The organism is Pseudomonas sp. EA_65y_Pfl1_P113 (assembly GCF_963970525.1).
GTDB lineage: Bacteria > Pseudomonadota > Gammaproteobacteria > Pseudomonadales > Pseudomonadaceae > Aquipseudomonas > Aquipseudomonas tritici.
The window spans coordinates 64,674-86,167 of the sequence record NZ_CAXAQM010000013.1 but is presented as its reverse complement, the minus strand read 5'-3'; the positions used below and the strand labels follow the sequence as shown (position 1 = coordinate 86,167).

Annotated in this window: 18 protein-coding genes; 14 read left to right on the top strand and 4 right to left on the bottom strand. The window is 61.1% G+C overall.

Annotated features, from left to right (window positions below; genetic code table 11):
- Window positions 1-51: 51 nt before the first annotated feature.
- Window positions 52-1,107 carry a biotin synthase BioB gene (gene bioB / locus AACY52_RS14345; protein WP_339415375.1) on the bottom strand — a complete coding sequence of 352 codons (1,056 nt, stop codon included), beginning with the start codon at window positions 1,105-1,107 and terminating at the stop codon, window positions 52-54.
- 92 nt (window positions 1,108-1,199) lie between these two features.
- Between bioB and AACY52_RS14340 the strand changes: the two genes are divergently transcribed.
- The 5 genes from AACY52_RS14340 (at window position 1,200) to rarD (ending at window position 6,921) form a co-directional block, all read left to right on the top strand.
- Window positions 1,200-1,937: a ComF family protein gene (locus AACY52_RS14340; RefSeq protein WP_339496739.1), complete on the top strand. Its 738-nt coding sequence runs from the start codon at window positions 1,200-1,202 to the stop codon at window positions 1,935-1,937.
- A 58-nt stretch (window positions 1,938-1,995) separates the two neighbouring features.
- Window positions 1,996-2,760: a TOBE domain-containing protein gene (locus AACY52_RS14335; protein ID WP_339415373.1), complete on the top strand. Its 765-nt coding sequence runs from the start codon at window positions 1,996-1,998 to the stop codon at window positions 2,758-2,760.
- Window positions 2,761-2,839: 79 nt separating this feature from the next.
- The gene (locus tag AACY52_RS14330) at window positions 2,840-4,738 is read left to right on the top strand and encodes a PhoX family phosphatase (RefSeq protein WP_065880143.1); all 1,899 of its coding nucleotides are present in this window, start codon (window positions 2,840-2,842) and stop codon (window positions 4,736-4,738) included.
- 153 nt (window positions 4,739-4,891) lie between these two features.
- Window positions 4,892-5,866 (top strand): serine/threonine protein kinase, encoded by a 975-nt coding sequence (locus tag AACY52_RS14325; RefSeq protein ID WP_106575556.1) that lies wholly within the window; start codon window positions 4,892-4,894, stop codon window positions 5,864-5,866.
- 170 nt (window positions 5,867-6,036) lie between these two features.
- Window positions 6,037-6,921: an EamA family transporter RarD gene (gene rarD, locus AACY52_RS14320; protein WP_339415371.1), complete on the top strand. Its 885-nt coding sequence runs from the start codon at window positions 6,037-6,039 to the stop codon at window positions 6,919-6,921.
- A 223-nt stretch (window positions 6,922-7,144) separates the two neighbouring features.
- Here the strand turns inward: rarD and AACY52_RS14315 are convergent, their stop codons facing one another.
- Window positions 7,145-7,657, bottom strand: a complete 513-nt coding sequence (locus tag AACY52_RS14315) for an ACT domain-containing protein (protein WP_339415370.1) — start codon at window positions 7,655-7,657, stop codon at window positions 7,145-7,147.
- A 267-nt stretch (window positions 7,658-7,924) separates the two neighbouring features.
- Here AACY52_RS14315 and AACY52_RS14310 point away from each other — a divergent pair, with 267 nt between their 5' ends.
- Window positions 7,925-10,102: a malate synthase G gene (locus tag AACY52_RS14310; RefSeq protein ID WP_339560566.1), complete on the top strand. Its 2,178-nt coding sequence runs from the start codon at window positions 7,925-7,927 to the stop codon at window positions 10,100-10,102.
- A gap of 171 nt (window positions 10,103-10,273) precedes the next feature.
- Here the strand turns inward: AACY52_RS14310 and AACY52_RS14305 are convergent, their stop codons facing one another.
- Window positions 10,274-10,720: a response regulator gene (locus AACY52_RS14305; protein WP_339494637.1), complete on the bottom strand. Its 447-nt coding sequence runs from the start codon at window positions 10,718-10,720 to the stop codon at window positions 10,274-10,276.
- Window positions 10,721-10,965: 245 nt separating this feature from the next.
- Between AACY52_RS14305 and AACY52_RS14300 the strand changes: the two genes are divergently transcribed.
- The 8 genes from AACY52_RS14300 to AACY52_RS14265 all read left to right on the top strand — a co-directional run bounded on the left by AACY52_RS14300 (window position 10,966) and on the right by AACY52_RS14265 (window position 19,836).
- On the top strand, window positions 10,966-12,888 hold the full coding sequence (locus tag AACY52_RS14300; protein WP_339436922.1) for a putative nucleotidyltransferase substrate binding domain-containing protein: 1,923 nt from the start codon (window positions 10,966-10,968) through the stop codon (window positions 12,886-12,888).
- Window positions 12,885-13,592, top strand: coding sequence for a 3'-5' exonuclease (locus AACY52_RS14295; RefSeq protein WP_339436923.1), 708 nt, complete (start codon window positions 12,885-12,887; stop codon window positions 13,590-13,592). The genes AACY52_RS14300 and AACY52_RS14295 overlap by 4 nt, the downstream gene beginning before the upstream one ends.
- Window positions 13,593-13,692: 100 nt before the next feature.
- Window positions 13,693-14,211 (top strand): RNA polymerase sigma factor, encoded by a 519-nt coding sequence (locus AACY52_RS14290; RefSeq protein WP_065871830.1) that lies wholly within the window; start codon window positions 13,693-13,695, stop codon window positions 14,209-14,211.
- Entirely contained in the window at window positions 14,208-15,170 is a 963-nt protein-coding gene (locus AACY52_RS14285) for a FecR family protein (protein ID WP_339560565.1), read from the top strand. Before AACY52_RS14290 ends, AACY52_RS14285 begins: the two co-directional genes overlap by 4 nt.
- Window positions 15,171-15,367: 197 nt before the next feature.
- On the top strand, window positions 15,368-17,800 hold the full coding sequence (locus AACY52_RS14280; RefSeq protein ID WP_339427675.1) for a TonB-dependent siderophore receptor: 2,433 nt from the start codon (window positions 15,368-15,370) through the stop codon (window positions 17,798-17,800).
- A gap of 62 nt (window positions 17,801-17,862) precedes the next feature.
- Complete coding sequence (locus tag AACY52_RS14275; protein ID WP_339415364.1) at window positions 17,863-18,966, top strand: PepSY-associated TM helix domain-containing protein; 1,104 nt, start codon at window positions 17,863-17,865, stop codon at window positions 18,964-18,966.
- Complete coding sequence (locus tag AACY52_RS14270) at window positions 18,963-19,145, top strand: hypothetical protein (protein ID WP_339415363.1); 183 nt, start codon at window positions 18,963-18,965, stop codon at window positions 19,143-19,145. Before AACY52_RS14275 ends, AACY52_RS14270 begins: the two co-directional genes overlap by 4 nt.
- Window positions 19,146-19,206: 61 nt before the next feature.
- Window positions 19,207-19,836, top strand: a complete 630-nt coding sequence (locus tag AACY52_RS14265) for a glutathione S-transferase (RefSeq protein WP_339436928.1) — start codon at window positions 19,207-19,209, stop codon at window positions 19,834-19,836.
- Between the two features lie 240 nt (window positions 19,837-20,076).
- Here AACY52_RS14265 and creD read toward each other — a convergent pair whose 3' ends face one another.
- Window positions 20,077-21,450, bottom strand: coding sequence for a cell envelope integrity protein CreD (gene creD, locus AACY52_RS14260; protein WP_339415361.1), 1,374 nt, complete (start codon window positions 21,448-21,450; stop codon window positions 20,077-20,079).
- Window positions 21,451-21,494 lie beyond the last annotated feature (44 nt).

Here is a 21,494-nt window from a genome sequence, read left to right as displayed (position 1 = left end):
AGACTGAGCGCGGTCGAAGTGTGGGAGCGCATCCAAGGTGAGACCGGGGGTTCACACAGCGGCGTTATAGAACTGCTCGCTGCTCTTGTGCTCCACCAACGCCTGCTCGATCGCGGCCTGATGCACCTCATCCGCGTGCTCTTCCCGCGCTTGCGGCAGGATGCCCAGGCGCGAGAACAGTTGCATGTCCTTGTCAGCCTGTGGGTTGGCGGTGGTCAGCAATTTGTCGCCGTAGAAGATCGAGTTGGCACCGGCAAAAAACGCCAAAGCCTGCATCTGCTCGTTCATCGCCTCACGGCCGGCCGACAGGCGCACGTGGGATTGCGGCATCAGGATGCGCGCCACGGCCAGCATGCGGATGAAGTCGAAGGGGTCGATATCCTCGGCATTTTCCAGCGGCGTACCGGCGACCTTAACCAGCATGTTGATCGGCACTGACTCAGGATGCTCAGGCAGGTTGGCCAGTTGGATCAGCAAGTTGGCGCGGTCGTCGAGGGACTCGCCCATGCCAAGGATGCCACCGGAGCAGATCTTCATCCCCGAATCGCGCACATAGGCCAGGGTTTGCAGGCGCTCGCCATAGGTGCGGGTAGTGATAATGCTGCCGTAGAACTCCGGCGAGGTATCGAGGTTGTGGTTGTAGTAGTCAAGGCCGGCCTGGGCCAGGGCCTCGGTCTGGTCCTGGTCCAAGCGGCCGAGGGTCATGCAGGTTTCCAGGCCCATGGCCTTCACGCCTTTGACCATCTGCAGCACGTAAGGCATGTCTTTGGCCGACGGGTGCTTCCAGGCGGCGCCCATGCAGAAACGCGTCGAGCCGATGGCTTTGGCGCGAGCGGCCTCTTCGAGGACCTTCTGCACTTCCATCAGCTTTTCTTTTTCGAGGCCCGTGTTGTAGTGGCCCGACTGCGGACAATATTTGCAATCTTCCGGGCAGGCACCGGTTTTGATCGAGAGCAGCGTCGACACTTGCACACGGTTGGCGTCGAAATGCGCGCGGTGCACGGTCTGCGCCTGGAACAACAGGTCATTGAACGGCTGCACGAACAGCGCTTTGACTTCGGCGAGAGACCAATCGTGACGCAAAGTGGCGGTGGTGCTGGCGCTCATGGGCGATTCCTTGATTATGCTTTGGCAAACGCTGTGGGAAGGGCAATACCCACAGGCACGACACGGATGCTCGGCATATTTAAGGAAGATTCATGCACTGTCAACCAAAGCATAAACACCAGGTTTACATCTGGTTAAAAACCGTACAGACCTGCTTAATCTGCGATGAGGCGACGCAATCCACCCATTGTGTGTGCAACGTCTGCGAAACCGAGCTGCCTTGGCTGCTGGAGCACTGCGACGTGTGCGCCCTTCCACTGCCGATGGAGGGTTTGGTGTGCGGCCAATGCCAGAGACAACCACCGCCCTTTAAACAGGTGATCGCCCCCTGGACCTACAGCTTTCCCATCGACAGCCTGATCAGCCGCTTCAAACACCAGGCGCGCTGGCCCTTCGGGCAGATGCTCGCAAGACTATTGGCGCAACACCTGCAGCACCGCCTGGACAACACCGAACTCACGCGCCCGGATTGCTTGCTGCCGGTGCCCATGGCGCGCAAACGCCTGCGCGAGCGCGGGTACAACCAGGCTTTGATGCTGACGCGTTGGCTCAGCAGCGAGCTGAACCTCCCCCACGATGAACATGTGTTGTTACGCCCTCATGATACGGTCGCCCAGCAAGCCCTCGACGCCAAGACTCGCAAGCGCAATCTGCTCGGCGCCTTTGCCCTGGCCCCCGGCGCCCACGTGCAAGACCGGCACTTTGCCTTGGTGGACGACGTACTCACCACCGGCGCCACCGCCCACAGCCTGGCGCAACTGTTGATGAAGGCCGGCGCGCGACAGGTTGATGTGTACTGCCTGGCGCGCACGCCCAAACCGGGCAGCTGACTTGACTCCAGCCAACCTTGCCCGCAACGTTCGGCCCATCTCATAGAAGCGTACCCACATGTCACTGCCAGCCTCCCTCAGCCAGCACATCATCCGTCGCCCACAGCGCATTGCCTTGCTGGCGCATATCGCCGAGCAGGGCTCCATCACCCGCGCGGCGAAAAGCGCTGGTTTGAGTTACAAGGCGGCGTGGGATGCTATCGACGAGCTGAACAATCTTGCGCAAAAACCACTGGTGGAACGCAGCGTCGGCGGCAAGGGCGGCGGCGGCGCCAAGCTGACGGTCGAGGGTGAGCGAGTCTTGCGTCTTTACCAGCGCCTGCAAGTGTTACAGGCCCAAGTGCTGGGCTCTGATGAAGCCGCCAGTGACTTCAACCTGCTCGGCCGCTTGATGCTGCGCACCAGCGCGCGTAATCAACTGCATGGTCAAGTCGTCGCCATCGAGCATCATGGCCGCAATGATCTGGTCCGCCTGCAACTGGCTGGCGGGCTGACCCTGGATGCGCAAATCACTCACGACAGCACGCAGCGACTGGAGCTGGAAACTGGCGTGGAAGTGGTCGCACTGATCAAGGCGGGCTGGTTGGAATTGCTCGCACCCGAGGTTTCTGCAACAACTGGACACAATTGCATGAGCGGCACCGTCGACGCCATTCTCGATGCCGACGACGGCCCCAGCGAAGTCCGCATCGTGCTGCCCAACGGCCAGGTTCTATGCGCCCTGGCGCAGCGCGACACGCTCAACGCCCTCGGCGCAGCCAGAGGCCAGACGATCCAGGTGCAGTTCGCGCCGAGCAATGTGCTGCTGGGAACACCGGTGTAAGGCGCCACCTTCTTTTAACTGCAACAATTTCGTCACGCCCGCTCCTTAAGGTGTCTGCAAAAACCGCAGGGAGCCTGAGATGAGCCTATTAGAAGAAAACCAAGCCACCGACCTTGAGCAGATGGTCGGCCTCACCCGCCGCCGCTTTATCGGCGCCGGCGCTTTGTGCGGTGCCGCGATGTTCCTGGGCGGCAACCTGCTGACACGCAGCGCCCTGGCCGTCAACGCCGCCACCGCCAGCCCGCTGCTGGGTTTTACCAGCATCGCCGCCGCTACCAGCGACGCTATCACTTTGCCGCCGGGCTACAGCGCTTCGGTGTTGATCAGTTGGGGCCAGCCGCTGAGCAAGAGCGCGCCGGCGTTCGACCCGTCCGGCAACGGCACGGCCAACGCTCAGGAACAGCAGTTCGGTGACAACAACGACGGCATGAGCCTGTTCGCCTTCCCCGGCGACGACAACCGCGCCCTGATGGCGATCAACAACGAATACACCAACTACCGCTACCTCTTTGCCCACGGCGGCGCGCCGCAATCGGCCGAAGACGTGCGCAAGGCGCAGGCCAGCGAAGGCGTGTCGGTGATCGAAGTGCGGCGCAAGGGTGACACCTGGCAGTTCGTCCAGGACTCGCGCTACAACCGGCGCATCCACGGCAACTCGCCGATCCGTCTGAGCGGCCCCGCCGCCGGTCACGAATGGCTGAAAACCAGCGCCGACAAATCCGGCAAGAAAGCCCTCGGCACCTTCCAGAACTGCGCCAACGGCAAAACCCCGTGGGGCACTTATCTGACCTGTGAAGAGAACTTCACCGACTGCTTTGGCAGCAGCAACCCACAGCAAACGTTTGATGCCGGGCAGAAACGCTACGGCGCCGTCGCCGCCAGCAAAGACATCAACTGGCACCAGCACGACCCGCGCTTTGACCTGGCCAAGAACCCCAACGAGCTCAATCGCCATGGCTGGGTCGTGGAAATCGACCCGTTCGACCCGCAATCCACCCCAGCCAAGCGCACCGCCCTGGGCCGCTTCAAACACGAGAACGCTGCCCTCGCTGAAACCCGCGACGGCCGCGCCGTGGTGTACATGGGCGACGACGAGCGCGGCGAGTTCATCTACAAGTTCGTCAGCCGCGACAAGATCAACCATAAGAACCCCAAGGCCAACAAAGACCTGCTCGACCACGGCACCCTGTATGTGGCGATCTTCGACGCGGGCGACGGCAATGCCGACCACCCCAAGGGCAAGGGCCAGTGGGTCGAGCTGACCCATGGCAAAAACGGCATCGACGCCAGCAGCGGTTTCAACAGCCAGGCCGAAGTGCTGATCCACGCGCGCCTCGCCGCCAGTGTGGTGAAAGCCACGCGCATGGACCGCCCGGAATGGATCGTGGTCAGCCCCACCGATGGTCAGGTCTATTGCACCCTCACCAACAACGCCAAGCGCGGTGAAGACGGCCAGCCCGTCGGCGGCCCCAACCCCCGTGAGAAAAACGTCTACGGCCAGATCCTGCGCTGGAAAGCCGACGCCGATAACCACGCCAGCATGGCATTTACTTGGGACCTGTTTGTGGTGGCCGGCAACCCTGGCGTCCACGCCGGCACGCCGAAGGGCGGTTCGTCGAATATCAACCCGCAAAATATGTTCAACAGCCCTGATGGCTTGGGTTTCGACAAGGCCGGGCGGCTGTGGATTCTGACCGACGGCGACTACAGCAACGCGGGTGATTTCGCGGGGATGGGTAATAACCAGATGCTCTGCGCTGACCCGACCACCGGGGAAATCCGTCGTTTCATGGTTGGCCCTGTGGCCTGTGAAGTGACGGGCATCAGCTTCTCGCCGGATCAGAAGACGTTGTTTGTGGGGATTCAGCATCCGGGTGAAACCGGCGGCTCCACCTGGCCGGAGCACCTACCGAATGGCAAGCCGCGTTCGTCGGTGATGGCGATTCGACGGGATGACGGCGGTATCGTCGGCGCCTGATAGACCGCTTTCGCGAGCAAGTCGAAGCGTCGAACCGGCGGTTAGACGCTTCGACTTGCTCGCGAAGGCGTCCCCACAGCCACCACCTATGTATGCTCGTGTGCGTTACCATACCCGGCCGGACGCGGCGACCTGCTGCGCGCAGGAGTTTGCATGGCCCATCCGTTTGAAACACTCACCCCCGACCTGGTGCTCGACGCTGTCGAAAGTATCGGCTTCCTCAGCGATGCGCGCATTCTCGCGCTCAACAGCTACGAAAACCGCGTCTACCAAGTGGGCATCGAAGACTCCGAACCGTTGATCGCCAAGTTCTATCGCCCACAGCGCTGGACTAACGAGGCGATCCTTGAAGAACACCGTTTCACCTTCGAACTGGCCGAATGCGAAGTGCCGGTGGTGGCGCCACTGATCCACAATGGCGAAAGCCTGTTCGAGCACGCCGGTTTCCGCTTCACCTTGTTCCCACGCCGTGGCGGCCGTGCGCCGGAGCCGGGCAATCTGGATCAGTTGTATCGCCTTGGGCAACTGCTTGGCCGTTTGCATGCGGTGGGTTCCACCCGCCCGTTCGAACACCGTGAAGCCTTGGGCGTGAAGAACTTCGGGCACGATTCCCTCACCACCCTGTTGGAAGGCAACTTCATTCCCAAGAGCCTGCTGCCGGCCTACGAGTCCGTGGCGCGCGACCTGCTCAAACGCGTGGAAGAGGTGTACAAGGCCACGCCGCACAAGAACATCCGCATGCACGGCGATTGCCATCCCGGCAACATGATGTGCCGTGACGAGATGTTCCATATCGTCGACCTGGATGACTGCCGCATGGGCCCGGCGGTGCAGGACCTGTGGATGATGCTCGCCGGAGACCGTCAAGAATGTCTGGGACAGTTGTCGGAATTGATGGACGGCTATCAGGAATTCCACGACTTCGACCCGCGTGAACTGGCGTTGATCGAACCGTTGCGCGCCCTGCGCCTGATGCACTACAGCGCCTGGCTGGCACGGCGCTGGGATGACCCGGCGTTTCCCCACAGCTTTCCTTGGTTTGGCAGTGAGCGCTATTGGGGCGACCAGGTGTTGGCATTGCGCGAACAACTCTCGGCCCTGAACGAAGAACCTCTGAAACTCTTCTGACGGTTTCTCTGTGGGCGCCGGGCTTGCCCGCGATGCAGGCACCTCGGTTGTGCAGGAGAACCGAGATGATGCTATCGCGGGCAAGCCCGGCGCCCACAGAAAGCAGATCCCAATGCCTGAGAAATATCCTTACAATTACGCTTTGTTAGCTGCCTAAGCAAGGATTCCGCATGCAAGCCGCCAACCCCCGCAAGGGTTACATCCTGGGCCTTAGCGCCTATGTCATCTGGGGTCTGTTCCCGCTCTACTTCAAAGCCATCGCCAGCGTGCCCGCCGCCGAGATCATCGTGCACCGCGTACTGTGGTCAGCGCTGTTCGGCGGTTTGCTGCTGATGGTGTGGAAACACCCCGGCTGGTTCCGCGAACTGCGTGACAACCCCAAGCGCCTGGCGATCCTGGCCCTCAGCGGTTCGCTGATTGCGGCCAACTGGCTGACGTATGTGTGGTCGGTGAATACGGGGCGCATGCTGGAAGCGAGCCTGGGTTACTACATCAACCCGCTGGTCAATGTGCTGCTGGGCATGCTGATCCTGGGTGAACGCCTGCGCCGTCTGCAATGGGTCGCCGTCGGGCTGGCTGCAGCGGGTGTGGCGCAACAGGTATGGCAGGTGGGCAGCTTGCCGTGGGTGTCGCTGGTGCTGGCGTTGACCTTTGGCTTTTACGGATTGATCCGTAAACAGGCGCCGGTGAAAGCATTGCCGGGGCTGGTGGTAGAAACCTGGATGCTGGTGCCCATTGCTGTCGCATGGCTGCTGTTCAACCCAACGGCCCACAGTGCGCAGCTGGAATTTTGGAGCACCTCAGAAGCCTGGTGGCTGGTAGCTGCGGGCCCAGTGACGCTGATCCCGCTGGTGTGTTTCAACGCCGCCGCACGGCATTTGCCTTACACCGCGCTGGGCTTCCTGCAGTATGTGGCGCCGACGCTGGTGCTACTGGAGGCCGTGCTGCTGTTCGGCGAACACTTGGCGCCGAGCACGTTGACTGCCTTCGCCTTTATCTGGGCAGGCCTGGTGGTGTACAGCGTGGATATCTGGCTGAGCGTGCGAAAACGCTGATCAAATAACGTACAAACCTCTGCAAGGCATGGTCGGCGTGACTTGCAGACACCCATCCCAAGGTTATCCACAACCTGATCCCCGCCATTTGTGCACAAGCCCTTGAAACTGCTCGTTTTTTGCTCAGTTGACGGAGAAGCCCGGCCGGTCTGGCCTGGCGCCGGGTCTCTACAGGTTATCCACAGGCCCATGCAAGATTTCCATGCATAACCTCGTGGCCAGATTATTCCTCGTGGTGCAACTCCACCATCAAGTCATCCGCCAGGGTTTCCAGGGATAACTGCAATACATCCAGGGATAATGCTGCCGGCACCTGCAACAGCGCCTCGGCAGTGAACAACGGGTCACCGCTCATAGGGGCCGGGCGAACGTCAGTGCTCAGACTCGCCAGGTTCACCCCCTGCTGGCTCAGCAGCGCCGTGATCTCGCGCACGATGCCCGAACGGTCGTTGCCCACCAGCGTCATCACAATCGCTTTGGATGCTGAAGCCTGGCCAGTACTGCCCTCACCCACCAGCACACGAATGCCGTGTGTGGATAAATCCTCCAGCGCGCCCACCAATGCCTGACGGCTCTGCGTCGGTACACTGACCCGCAGGATCCCGGCAAACTGCCCGGCCATGTGCGCCATGCGGCTTTCCAGCCAGTTGCCGCCGTGGGCGTTGATGTTCTGCGCAATGCGTTCAACCAGCCCGGGTTTGTCGGCGGCGATAATTGTGAGTACAAGATGGTCCATGGCAAAGCCCTCTGGAATTCAATCTACAAGGTGGACCCGGAAGCCCTTGAAAACAAATCGTGTACCATTTTTATATTTATCTGGAACAATCCAATAGTTTTTTGAGAACATCCGATTCTCCGCTGTGACCGTACGACCAAAGTGGGTCGCTAAACGACGTATTTAGTCTAATTTTCACAACCGCAAGTCATCATGTAGTATGCCCAACCGTGCACTACATAATGAAAATCTGAAAAAGCGCATAAGCTCCGCAGAGTGAGGCAAGCAATGACTGAACACGTTCAAGTCGGTGGCCTGCAGGTCGCCAAAGTCCTGTTCGACTTCGTGAACAACGAAGCCATTCCCGGTACGGGCATCACTGCCGACCAGTTCTGGGCCGGTGCCGACAAGGTCATCCATGATCTGGCACCGAAGAACAAAGCCCTACTCGCCAAACGCGACGATTTCCAGGTGCGCGTCGATACCTGGCACCAGACCCACGCCGGCCAGGCTCACGACCCGGTGGCCTACAAAGCCTTTCTGCAAGACATCGGCTACCTGCTGCCAGAAGCTGCAGACTTCCAGGCCACAACCCAAAACGTCGATGACGAAATCGCCCGCATGGCCGGCCCTCAGTTGGTCGTGCCGGTGATGAACGCGCGCTTCGCACTCAACGCCTCGAATGCGCGCTGGGGTTCGTTGTATGACGCACTGTATGGCACCGACGCCATCAGTGAAGCCGATGGCGCCGAGAAGGGCCAGGGCTACAACAAAGTGCGCGGCGACAAGGTTATCGCCTTCGCCCGCGCTTTCCTCGATGAGGCCGCCCCGCTCAGCGCCGGCAGCCACGCCGAGTCCACCGGCTACAAGGTTGCCGATGGCAAGCTGATCGTCAGCCTCAAGGGCGGCAGCAACAGCGGCCTGCGTGACGACGCGCAGTTGATCGGTTTCCAAGGCCCTGCGGCTGAGCCGATTGCGATCCTGCTGAAACACAACGGCTTGCACTTCGAAATCCAGATCGACGCCAGCACCCCGGTCGGCCAGACCGATGCCGCCGGCGTCAAAGACGTGCTAATGGAAGCCGCGCTGACCACCATCATGGACTGCGAAGACTCCGTCGCCGCCGTCGATGCCGATGACAAGGTGGTGATCTACCGCAACTGGCTCGGCCTGATGAAGGGCGACCTGGCCGAAGAAGTAGCCAAGGGCGGTAAGACCTTTACCCGCACCATGAACGCGGACCGCGTCTACACCGGCGTGGATGGCAAGGATGTCACCCTGCACGGTCGTTCGTTGTTGTTCGTACGCAACGTGGGTCACCTGATGACCATCGACGCGATCCTCGACAAAAACGGCAACGAAGTGCCGGAAGGCATTCTTGACGGCTTGCTCACCAGCCTCGCGGCGATCCACAGCCTCAACGGCAACAGCAGCCGCAAGAACAGCCGCACCGGCTCTGTGTACATCGTTAAACCGAAAATGCACGGCCCCGAAGAAGCGGCGTTCACCAACGAGCTGTTCGGGCGCATCGAAGACGTGCTGAACCTGCCGCGCAACACGCTGAAAGTCGGGATCATGGACGAGGAACGCCGCACCACGGTCAACCTCAAGGCCTGCATCAAGGCGGCCAGCGAGCGTGTGGTGTTTATCAACACCGGCTTCCTCGACCGCACTGGCGACGAAATCCACACCTCCATGGAAGCCGGCGCGATGGTGCGCAAGGCCGCGATGAAGGCCGAGAAGTGGATTGGCGCCTACGAAAACTGGAACGTCGATATCGGCTTGAGCACCGGCCTGCAAGGTCGCGCACAGATCGGTAAAGGCATGTGGGCCATGCCCGACCTGATGGCGGCGATGCTCGAACAGAAAATCGCCCATCCATTGGCCGGTGCCAACACTGCCTGGGTGCCGTCGCCAACGGCAGCCGCATTGCACGCGTTGCACTACCACAAGGTCGACGTTTTCGCCCGCCAGGCCGAACTGGCCAAGCGCGAGCGCGCCTCGGTGGACGATATCCTGACGATTCCTCTGGCCAGCAACACCGACTGGTCTGACGAAGAAGTCCGCAACGAGCTGGACAACAACGCCCAGGGCATCCTTGGCTACGTCGTGCGCTGGATCGACCAGGGCGTCGGCTGCTCGAAAGTGCCGGACATCAACGATGTGGGCCTGATGGAAGACCGCGCCACCCTGCGCATCTCCAGCCAGCACATCGCCAACTGGCTGCGCCACGGCATCGTCAACGAAGCCCAAGTGATGGAAAGCCTCAAGCGCATGGCGCCGGTGGTGGACCGTCAGAATGCCGGCGATAAGTTGTATCGCCCGCTGGCACCGGATTTCGACAGCAACATCGCGTTCCAGGCGGCGGTGGAGTTGGTGATTGAAGGGACCAAACAGCCGAATGGGTATACCGAGCCGGTATTGCACCGTCGGCGGCGGGAGTTCAAGGCTAAAAACGGCCTGTAAATGAAAAAGCCCTGGTCGCGAGATCAGGGCTTTTTATTGGTTTTTGTGACGGCTGGACTGGCGCTTTCGCGAGCAAGCCCGCCCCCACACTTGACCGCGCTCTATCTGGAAAACGCGGTCGACTGTGGGAGCGGGCTTGCTCGCGAAGAGGCCATCACCGTCAACACAGAGTCAGGACGCCATCCCCAACTCCCGCTTCACCAACTTCGCCAACTTCGCGCTATCAATCGGCTTCAACAAAAAATCCACCACACTCAAATGCATCGCATCGATCACATCCGGCGCTTCCGCGTCCCCCGACATGATGATGATCGGCAACGCCGCACGCGTGGATTCGCGAACCTGGCGGATCAGTTCCAGGCCATTGCTGGGCGCCATGCGCAGGTCGGTGATGAGCAAACCGATGGAGCTGCTGGAATTCAACATGTCCCACGCCGCCTCACCATTCTCGGCGGTCATGCAGCGAATACCGTCCAGGCCCAGGATTTCCGCCAGCAGTTCACGCGCGTCTTTGTCGTCATCGACGATCAACACGCGCTGTGGCGGTAGATCAGGCTCCAGCATCACAGCGCTCAGCGCCTCGCGCTCGGCATCGCTTAAAATATCGTGGTCGGACATACGGTTCTCAGCAGTTCTCATCAATCCCCTCCGCTCAGACGTCAGACATCACCGAAGGGTCGAACAATGTGCACTTCGTCGGAAAGTCTGACTAGTGGGCGTTCTACGGGTTTTGGACGATAGTCATGTAAGGCTTTCCCCTAGGTGAGTGCGGTTTATATCGACCTAGACTTACGTCCAATGGGCACCCGCCGCGCGCGAGTCGACCATGAGGGACGATAACGACAAAAAATGCGGCCACTGTTATGAGTAAAGCTGATGCCTTCGCCCAGGCGGGGAAAACTGCTGTGTTGCAAAACATTCACGGCACCCTGCAGTTCTTGCAACGCTTCCCGCCCTTCAACCAGATGGAAAACGCACACCTGGCGTTTTTGGTGGAACAGTGCCAGCTGCGCTTTTATGGCCCCGGCGACAGCATCCTTAAACCGTCGGGCGGGCCGGTTGAACATTTTTATATCGTCAAGCAGGGACGGGTCGTAGGTGAGCGCCCGGACAGCGCCGAAACCACTTTTGAAATCGCGACGGGCGAGTGCTTTCCCCTCGCGGCGCTGTTAGGTGAACGGGCAACCCGTACCGAGCACAAGGCGGCCGAAGACACCTTCTGCCTGCAACTGAACAAACCGGCGTTTATCAAGCTGTTCGCGCTGTCCAGCCCGTTTCGCGACTTCGCCCTGCGTGGCGTCAGCAGCCTGTTGGACACGGTTAATCAACAGGTGCAACAAAAAGCCGTGGAGACCCTCGGCACTCAATACTCACTGAACACCCGCCTGGGTGAATTGGCCATGCGCCACCCAGTGATGTGCAGCCCAACCACGCCGCTGCGCGAAGCGGTGACGATGATGCACGAACAACAGGTGGGCAGCATTGTGATCGTCGATGAGGGCCAGGCGCCCCTGGGCATTTTCACCCTGCGCGACTTGCGCCAAGTGGTGGCCGATGGCACCAGCGATTTCACCCAAGGCATCGAAGGCCACATGACCCAGGCGCCCTTCTTCCTGACCCCGGACCACAGCGCCTTCGACGCCGCCATCGCCATGACCGAACGGCATATCGCCCATGTGTGCCTGGTCAAAGACCAACGCCTGTGTGGTGTGGTGTCCGAGCGCGATCTGTTTTCCCTGCAACGGGTGGACCTGGTGCACCTGGCGCGCACGATCCGTAACGCGCCACGCGTGGAAAACCTGGTGGCGATTCGCGGCGAGATCGGCCAGTTGGTCGAACGCATGCTGGCCCATGGCGCGTCGTCTACCCAGATCACCCACATCATTACGCTGCTTAACGATCACACCGTATGCCGGGTGATCGAACTCACGCTGGCTGAAAAAGGCGACCCCGGCGTGCCCTTCAGTTGGTTGTGTTTTGGCAGCGAAGGTCGTCGCGAGCAGACGCTGTACACCGACCAGGACAACGGCATTCTGTTCGATGCCAAGGACACCGCCGAAGCAGCGCAGATCCGTAGTCGCCTGTTGCCGCTGGCACAGCAGATCAACCAGAGCCTGGCGTTGTGCGGGTTCAGCCTGTGCAAGGGCAACATCATGGCCGGCAACCCAGAGCTTTGCCTGTCCCGAGCGGAATGGGCGCGGCGTTTTGCGGCCTTTATCCGCGAGGCGACGCCGGAGAATCTGCTGGGCTCCAGCATTTATTTCGACCTGCGCGTGGTGTGGGGCGATGAGCGTGGTTGCGAGCAATTGCGCCAGGGCATTCTCGACCAGGTCGCGGATAACCGCTTGTTCCAACGCATGCTGGCTGAAAACGCGTTGCGCCAACGGCCGCCCGTAGGACGCTTCCGCGAGTTTGTACTGACGCGTAAAGGCGGCGAAAAAGCCACTCTCGACCTCAAGGTGCAAGGCCTGACGCCGTTTGTCGACGGCGCGCGCCTCCTGGCCCTGGCCAACGGCATCCACGCCAATAACACCCTGGAGCGCCTGCGCCAACTGGTGGTCAAGGAAGTGATCGAGCCTCTGGACGGCGCCGCTTATGAAGAGGCCTACCACTTCATCCAGCAAACCCGCATGCAGCAGCACCAGCTGCAAACCCGCGAGAATCAGCCGTATTCCAACCGCGTCGACCCGGACAGCCTCAACCACCTGGACCGGCGCATCCTGCGAGAGTCCCTGCGCCAGGCTCAACGCCTGCAAAGCAGCCTGACGTTGCGGTATCAGTTGTGAGCCTGTTCAGTTGGCTGCGTACGAAAAAGCCTGGGCTGGATACCGCGCAGCAACAACGCCTGGAGCAACTGCGCAAGCCCACCGCGCTGGGCGAAGGTTCCTTGCGCAGTCAGCGCTGGGTGGTGGTGGACCTGGAAACCAGCGGCCTGAACCTCAACCGTGATCAGGTGCTGTCCATCGGTGCGGTGGTGATCGAAGACGGCGCGGTGGACTTTTCTCAATTGTTCGAGCGCACGCTGCAACGCGCCGACACCAAACTCAGCCCCAGCGTATTGATCCACGGCCTCGGCCCCAGTGCCATTGCTGCCGGCAGCGACCCGGTCGAGGCGTTGCTGGACTTTATGGCGTTTGTCGGCGACAGCCCATTGCTGGCCTTCCACGCACCGTTCGATCAGCACATGCTGTGCCGGGCGCTCAAGGACAGCCTGGGTTACCGCCTGACGCATCCGTTTCTTGATGTTGCCGACATCGCCCCGCTGCTGTGCCCCGAGGCGCATATACGCGAAGCCGGGCTGGACGATTGGATCAACCACTTCAACCTGCACGTGGGCGAGCGCCATCATGCCAGCGCCGACGCGCTGGCCACGGCGGAGCTGATGCTCATCCTGCTCAGCCGCGCACGCCAGCAACAGATCGACACCCCCCACACGCTGCAAGAGCGCTTGAGCCAATGGAAGCGGCGTAAACACGCGCCATCGTTTTAATACCCTCTCCCGACAGACGCCAATTGCACCCACCCCACGGCTCTGACACAATCGCGAATAATTCTCGTTAGTTTAAACCTCTTGTTTATTCGGTGATGCCTTGTCGTCGGTCCAGAACCCACACAGTGAGCTTGTTGGCGCGTTGTATCGCGACCATCGTGGCTGGCTGCTGGCCTGGCTTCGACGCAATGTGGCCTGCCCAAGCCGCGCCGAAGACCTGAGCCAGGACACTTTCATGCGCCTGCTGGGCCGTGATGAGCTGCGCGAACCCCGCGAACCTCGGGCGTTCCTGGTCGCCATCGCCAAGGGCTTGCTGTTCGACTACTTCCGCCGCGCCGCACTGGAACAGGCCTACCTCACCGAACTGATGCTGATCCCGGAAAGCGAACACCCTTCGCCGGAAGAACAGCAACTGATCCTCGAAGACCTCAAGGCCATCGACCGCCTGCTCGGCAAATTGTCGAGCAAGGCGCGCGCGGCCTTCCTCTACAACCGCCTCGACGGCATGGGCCATGCGGAAATCGCCCAGCGCCTCGGCGTGTCCGTGCCGCGCGTGCGCCAGTACCTGGCCCAGGGCATTCGCCAGTGCTACATCGCCCTGTATGGTGAGCCGCTGTGAACGGTTCCAGACCGGTCTCGGCCCATGTGCTGGATGCAGCCATTGCCTGGCAACTGTCTCTTGATTCAGGAGACGGCAGCGCTATTGAGCGCGAAGAGTTCGGCAAATGGCTGGCCAGCAATGACGAACACGCCCGCGCGTGGCGCCAACTGGGCATGCTCGACCAGCGTTTCAGCGCCGCTTCGGGCCCGGCTCGGGTGGCGTTATTGCAATCGCGGGAAGGCATTCGCCAGCGCGTGCGCAAGTTGGGCAGTGGTCTGGCGAGCATTGCACTGGTCATTGGCGTGGCATTGTTTGCCGGTGAGCGCTATGTGCCGTTCCATTACTGGCTGGCCGACCAACGCACCGCTACCGGCGAGCAGCGCACGCTGAAGCTGGCGGACGGTACGCTGATCAACCTCAATACCCACAGTGCTATCGATGTGCGTTTTGATGAGAAACGCCGGCTGATCGTGTTGCAGGAAGGCGAGATCCTCGTCGAGACCGGCCACAACGATGCGCGCCCGTTCTATGTACAAACCCGCGACGGCAGCCTGCGGGCGCTGGGCACGCGGTTTATCGTCAAGCGCGAAGACGACGCCACGCGCTTGAGCGTGTTGCAGTCCGCCGTGGCCGCACAGCCTGAGGTGCTGCACCAGGAACAGGTCTTCAAGGAAGGCCAGCAAGTGCTGATGCGCAGCGACGGCCTCGGCCCGATGCTGACTGTCACCCCCGCCACCGACGCCTGGACGCGCGGCATGCTGGTGGTCGACAACGCCCGCCTGGGGGATGTGGTCGAGGAACTCGGCCGCTACCGCACCGGTTACCTGGGTGTGGATAAAGATGTGGCCGACTTGCGTATCACCGGCAGTTTCCCGTTGCACGACACCACGCTGGCGCTGAATGCGCTGCTGCCGACGTTGCCGGTGCAGATTGAGCAGCACACCCCATGGTGGGTGACGGTGAAGGGCAAGCCTTAGGTTCGCGATGCCCGTGCTATCGCTATCGCAGGCAAGCCAGCTCCACCGTTGAAATGCATTCCAACGTGGGAGCTGGCTTGCCTGCGATGAGGCCCTCAAGAACACCCTGGGAAAATATTTTCACCCCGCCCTATCACTTTTCAATTCTCGTTCGGCACCTAGGCAACTGAGAAATATTTCCATTCAGGAGCCGCCGTATGTCCCGCACCCTAGACACCTTGTTGCGCCCCAGCCTGTTAGCCGTGGCCATCGCCCTCAGCGCCCCGCTGACCAGCCCTGTGCTGATCGCCGCCGAGCAGGCGTCCAGCGTGCGTGCGTACAACCTGCCGGCGGCGCCACTGGCCAGCACCCTGAACCAGATCGCCAGCCAGGGCGGCTTGGCGCTGACCCTCAGCCCGGCGCTCGCCGCCGGAAAGACCTCGGCACCGGTCCAGGGCCAGTTCGATGCGCCGGGTGCGCTGCGTGAAGCGTTGCGTGGGACGGGGTTGCAACTGGAGCAGAGCAGCGCGGGGACTTACACCTTGGTGGCGCTTCAAGAGGGCGTAATGGCGCTGCCGGTCACCAACATCACTGGCCAAGACAGCGGCCAGGAAAGTGCCTGGGGCCCGGTGCAAGGCTACCTGGCCACGCGCACTGCCGCCGGCACCAAAACCGACACTGCGCTGGTTGAAGCGCCGCGGTCGATCTCTGTCGCCACCCGCGAGCAGATGCAGGACCGCAACGTGCAGAACCTGGACGACGCCGTCAAATACATGCCCGGCATCGTGTCCGCCAGCTACGGCAGCGACACCCGCTACGACTGGATGCGCGTGCGCGGCTTCGAACCGACCCAGTTCCTCGACGGCCTGCCGCTACCACGCGGGGTGTACGCCAACCCGAAAGCCGAAACCTGGAACCTCGACCGCCTTGCCCTGCTGCGCGGTCCGGCCTCATCGGTGTACGGCCAGACGCCACCGGGCGGCCTGCTGGACATGGTCAGCCGGCGTCCCAGCGAAGAGTCCAGTCATGCCATCCAAGTGCAATATGGCAGTGACAACTACCGCCAGATCAACTTCGCCAGCACCGGCAAGATCGATGATGAAGGCCAGTTTCTATATGGCGTCAGCGGTGTGGTACGCGATGCGGGTACCCAAGTCGACCACATCGACAACAAGCGCTACAACATTGCGCCGAGCCTGACCTGGAACATCGACACCGACACCAAGCTGACGCTGCTGTCGCAGTTCACGCGTGACGATACGGGTACCACCAGTCAGTTCCTGCCGATCGTGGGCACCAAGATCAAATCGCCATCGGGCGACGTATCACATCACAAGAATCTGGGCGATCCAGATTACGAGTTCTACGACCGCACTTACTACGCGCTGGGCTATGCCTTCGAGCATCGCTTCAACGATACCTGGCAGTTCAAGCAGAACCTGCGATACACCAAGTCGGAGTTGTCGTTCCAGCAACTGACCGTGGGTTCCTATGCCTTCGCTCCAGTGGATGCAGCGGGCAACATGGATCGCCTCTCGACCAACGTCGATGAGAACATCGGACAGTTCGCAGTGGATAACAACTTCCAGGCCGACTTCGCCACCGGTGATGTCACCCACACCCTGTTGCTGGGTCTGGACCACCAGCGGACCGACACCTCGTACCTGTCGATCTTCGGGGGTGCCGGGCGTGTCAATATCTTCAACCCGGTCAATACCACGCCGGTAGTGCGCCCGGCGCGCTCCGATGCGTTCTACGACTACAACCAGAAAACCGTGCAGACCGGCCTCTACGTGCAAGACCAGATGGCCCTCAACAACTGGCGCCTGACCCTCGGTGGTCGTGAAGATTGGGTGCACCAAGGCACCACGTACTTCAACAAACAAGACGCGACCAACACCGACCGCAACAAAAACTTCAGCGGCAACGCGGCAGTCAGCTATGTGTTCGATTCGGGCTTCGTGCCATACCTGTCCTACGCCGAATCCTTCCAGCCAGCAAGCAACGCCAGCGCCGACCCGGTCAAGTCGTATAAGCCCACCGAAGGTAAGCAATGGGAACTGGGAATCAAGTATCAGCCACCTGGCTCCAATACCTTGCTGAGTGCGGCGGTCTATAACCTCACGCAGAAAAACGTACTGGTCACCAGCACCGGAACGAGCGGTACCCCGATCACCGACCAGACCGGCGAAGTGAAAGTCAAAGGCCTGGAACTGGAAGCCGTTTCTGACGTGACCGAGAACCTCAAGGTGATCGCGGCGTACACCCTGGCCAAATCCGAAGTGCAAAAAGGCGACTTCAAGGGCAACCGCCTGCAACTGATGCCCAACCAGCAAGCCTCGCTGTGGACCGACTACACCTGGCACACCGGCCCGCTCGACGGTTTCGGCATCGGCTTCGGTGCCCGCTACACCGGCAACACCTATGGCGACCAGGGCAATACCTGGTTGGGCAAAGCCAACGCCTACACCGTGTTCGACGGTGCGGTGCATTACGACTTGGGCCGCCTCAACAATAGCCTCAAAGGTGCCTCGGTCAAACTCAACGCCACCAACCTGTTCAACAAGGACTACATCTCCACCTGTGATGGTTCCTACTGCTACTTCGGCGACCAACGCAGCGTAGTCGCCAGCGCCACCTACCAGTGGTAATCGGCTGAGCCAACACCCAGGCCGCTCCCTTGAGCGGCTTGGGTGTGTCTGAAGGTTAGAAAATGAAAAGCAAAACCATCCGCCGCTGGTCCTTCATCCACACCTGGACCAGCCTGATCTGCACGGTATTCCTGTTACTGCTCGCCCTGACTGGCCTGCCGCTGGTGTTTCACCACGAGATTGATCACCTGCTGGGCAATGAGCCTGAACTGGCGCAGATGCCCGCCGATACGCCGCGGCTCAACCTCGAGCAGCTTGTGGCTAAAGCTCAGGCTCATCGCCCCGGCGAAGCCATGCAGTACTTGGCCTGGGACGAAGACGACCAGAACGGCGTGATCGCAATCATGGCCGCCACCGCCGGCACCGAACCCAACGCGTCGCACACTTTCATGCTGGATGCACGCACCGGTGAAGCGCTGGAAACCCCGGCGGCCAACGGTGGGTTCACCCTGTTCCTGCTGCGGTTGCACGTGGATATGTTCGCCGGTCTGCCAGGCAAGTTGTTGCTGGCGTTCATGGGCATTCTGTTTGTACTGGCGATTATCTCCGGCACACTGCTGTACCTGCCGTTCATGCGCCGCCTGACATTCGCCACCGTGCGCCAGGACAAATCCACCCGCCTGCGTTGGCTCGACCTGCATAACCTGATCGGTGTGGTCACGTTGACCTGGGCGCTGGTGGTGGGCGTGACCGGTGTAATCAGCGCCTGCGCCGACCTGATCATCGCCGCCTGGCGCCAGGACAGCCTCAGCGCGATGATCGAGCCCTATAAAAGCACGCCCCCCCTGACCCAACGCGCCCCGGCCACCGAGTTGCTGACCATCGCCGCCAAAGCCGCGCCGGGCATGCAGCCGGACTTCATCGCCTTCCCCGGCACGCGCTTTTCCAGTGAGCACCACTACGCGGTGTTCATGAAGGGCAGCACCCACCTGACGTCGCACTTGCTCACGCCGGTGTTGATCGACGCCAGTACCCTGGCCGTCACCGCCATCGCCGAACGGCCGTGGTACATGGACGCCATGGGCATGTCCCAACCGCTGCACTTTGGCGACTACGGCGGCATGCCGATGAAAATCCTCTGGGCCGCCTTGGATGTGCTGACCATCATCGTGCTGGTGAGCGGGATTTACTTGTGGATCGTGCGGCGCAAGGCGGGCAAGGCATGAAGCCGCGCCGGTCGAATTTCTGGAAGGTGTTTGCCATTCCCCTGGGGATTGGCCTGCTCAGCGCCGCCGGGTTGTTTGCGGCGTTGCTCGGGGATGGGCTGTGGGATTCGCTCAGTTGGGTGGGTTTAGGGCTGCCAGCAGTTATAGGCGTGTACGCATTGTTCAAACGGCGCGGCTAAGGGCCTCGCCAGCCGTCATGCAACCCTCTAGGCTAGCCACTGCCTATCTTGAGGAATGCCCATGTCCGCTCCCAGCATGACCCTGTTCCACAACCCCGCTTCACCCTTCGTGCGCAAGGTCCGTGTGCTGCTGGCCGAAACCGGCCAGCAAGATCGCGTGGCCCTGCACGGGTGCATGCCGACCCCGGTCAACCCGGACGCCCAACTGGTGCAAGGCAACCCGGTGGGCAAGATCCCGGCCCTGCGCCTGGCGGACGGCACGGTGCTGCACGACAGCCGGGTGATCCTTGATTACTTCGACCACCAGCACGTCGGCAACCCGCTGATCCCTCGCGACGGCTCGGCGCGCTGGCGCCGCCTGACCCTGGCCTCGATGGCCGACGGCATCATGGATGCCGCCGTGCTGGTGCGTTACGAGACCGCCCTGCGACCGGCGGAAAAACACTGGGACCAATGGCTCGACGAGCAGCGCAACAAGATCCGTCGCAGCCTCGCTGAGTTAGAAGCGGATGCAATCGCCGAACTGACCAGCCACTTCGACATCGCCGCCATCAGCGTGGCCTGCGCCTTGGGTTACCTGGATTTCCGTCATCCGGATATGCAATGGCGCTCGGATAACCCGCAGCTTGCCGCATGGTATGCCGAGGTCAGCCAGCGGCCTTCGATGCTGGACACGCAACCGCCCGCGTGACCTCAAGACTCCCCCCACGCCGGGCCGACAGCCTTTCTGTAGTGAGCGGGCTTGCCCCGCGTGGGGCTATCAAGCAACCAAGGGTGTATCAGGCACTCCTCAGCGGCTGGTTTTGGGGCTGCTGCGCAGCCCAGCGCGGGGCAAGCCCGCTCACTACACTGGGGCCGCGTAGATCAGGAAATAGCGTATTTATCCTGGCCACCAACTGCGCCTTCATCTGCTGATCCTCGCGCAACCCGATCATTGCACCGCCTCCAAATCAAACTGCAGTGGCTCGGCCGCTTTGCGCTTGCCCACGCCATACCAGTCCAGTTTGCGCGTCAACACCATCACCGTGCCCAACAAGCCGAACAGCAGCAACGACCCCATCAGCAACGCATAATCCTCGGCACTCAACAGCCCGTACAACAAGCCATACAACGCCGCCAACCCCGCCGAGAAGCCCAACCCATGGGCCACGCTGCGCAGCACATGGCACACGTAGAAACCAATCAACAACACGCAGGCACTGGCGGAGATAAGGTAGGCCATGGCGAAGCCTATATGCTCGGACAACGACAACAGCAGCAGGTAGAAAAACGCCAGCGCCACGCCCACCAAGGCGTACTGGATCGGGTGCACCGCCAGGCTCTTGAGCACTTCGAACAGGAAGAAACCGGCAAAGGTCAGGGCGATAAACAGCAACGCGTATTTGATCGCGCGGTCGCTCTTGAGGTATTGGTCCACCGGGTCGATGAAGTTGACGCCGAAGCTGCGGTTGTTGAAGTCGTCACAGCCTTGCCCGTCCAGGCAGGTCTGCAGGGCTTGCTCAAGGTTGGTGGAGAAGAATGAAGTCTGCCAGTTGGCGCTAAAGCCTTTGTCGGTGATCTCGCGTTGCGCCGGCAGGAAGTTGCCGATAAAGCTTGGGTGCGGCCAGTTGGACGCGAGTGACACTTGGCTGGTCTTGCCCACCGGCACCACTTGCAGTTGCTCGGTGCCTTGCAGGCGTAGGTCAAAGGCGAAATCCACCACGTAGGGCTTTTTAGTATCCTGCTCCGGCAGCGCCACGTGCACCCCCTCACCGAGCCAGTCGACCTGGGAGCCCGGTTCGAACTCCAGCGGCTGGCTGCCCAGCTCAAGCTTCAATGCGTTTTCAATGCCGCGAATATCGCTGATACCCACCGCCAGAAATGCCCGCTCAAAACGGTAATCGGCAAAATTCTCGGTGATGCCCAACTGCGCAGGCAGCTCGAAACGCCCGCTGATGCGGTTATCGGCATGGAACAGCCGCGCCTGGTAGATGCCCCGCGCACGCAGTTCGGTCTGCACTTTGCCGTCGAGCTCAAAACGATCCGGCAGGAAATACAGACGGCCACGCTCTTCGCGGGTGACTTCGTAGCGTTTGTTGAGCTTTTCATTGAGCTTCCACTCGCGCACGGTCTTGCGATACGGCACCACCATCACCGGGCCGGTGAGACGCTGGGCATAGCTGGAGCTGCGGGCGATGTCCATCAGTACGCCATCGCGCAGTTGCTGGCGGTCACTGATGATGCCGTTGATCATCAGCAACGGAATCAGCAACAGCAGGATCAGCAGCGCAATCGCGCCAAGTTTGAAAAGCAGGCTGCGGTTCATGGGTCTCTCCCTGTTTTGATGGGGAGAGTCTGAGCAGACTGTGT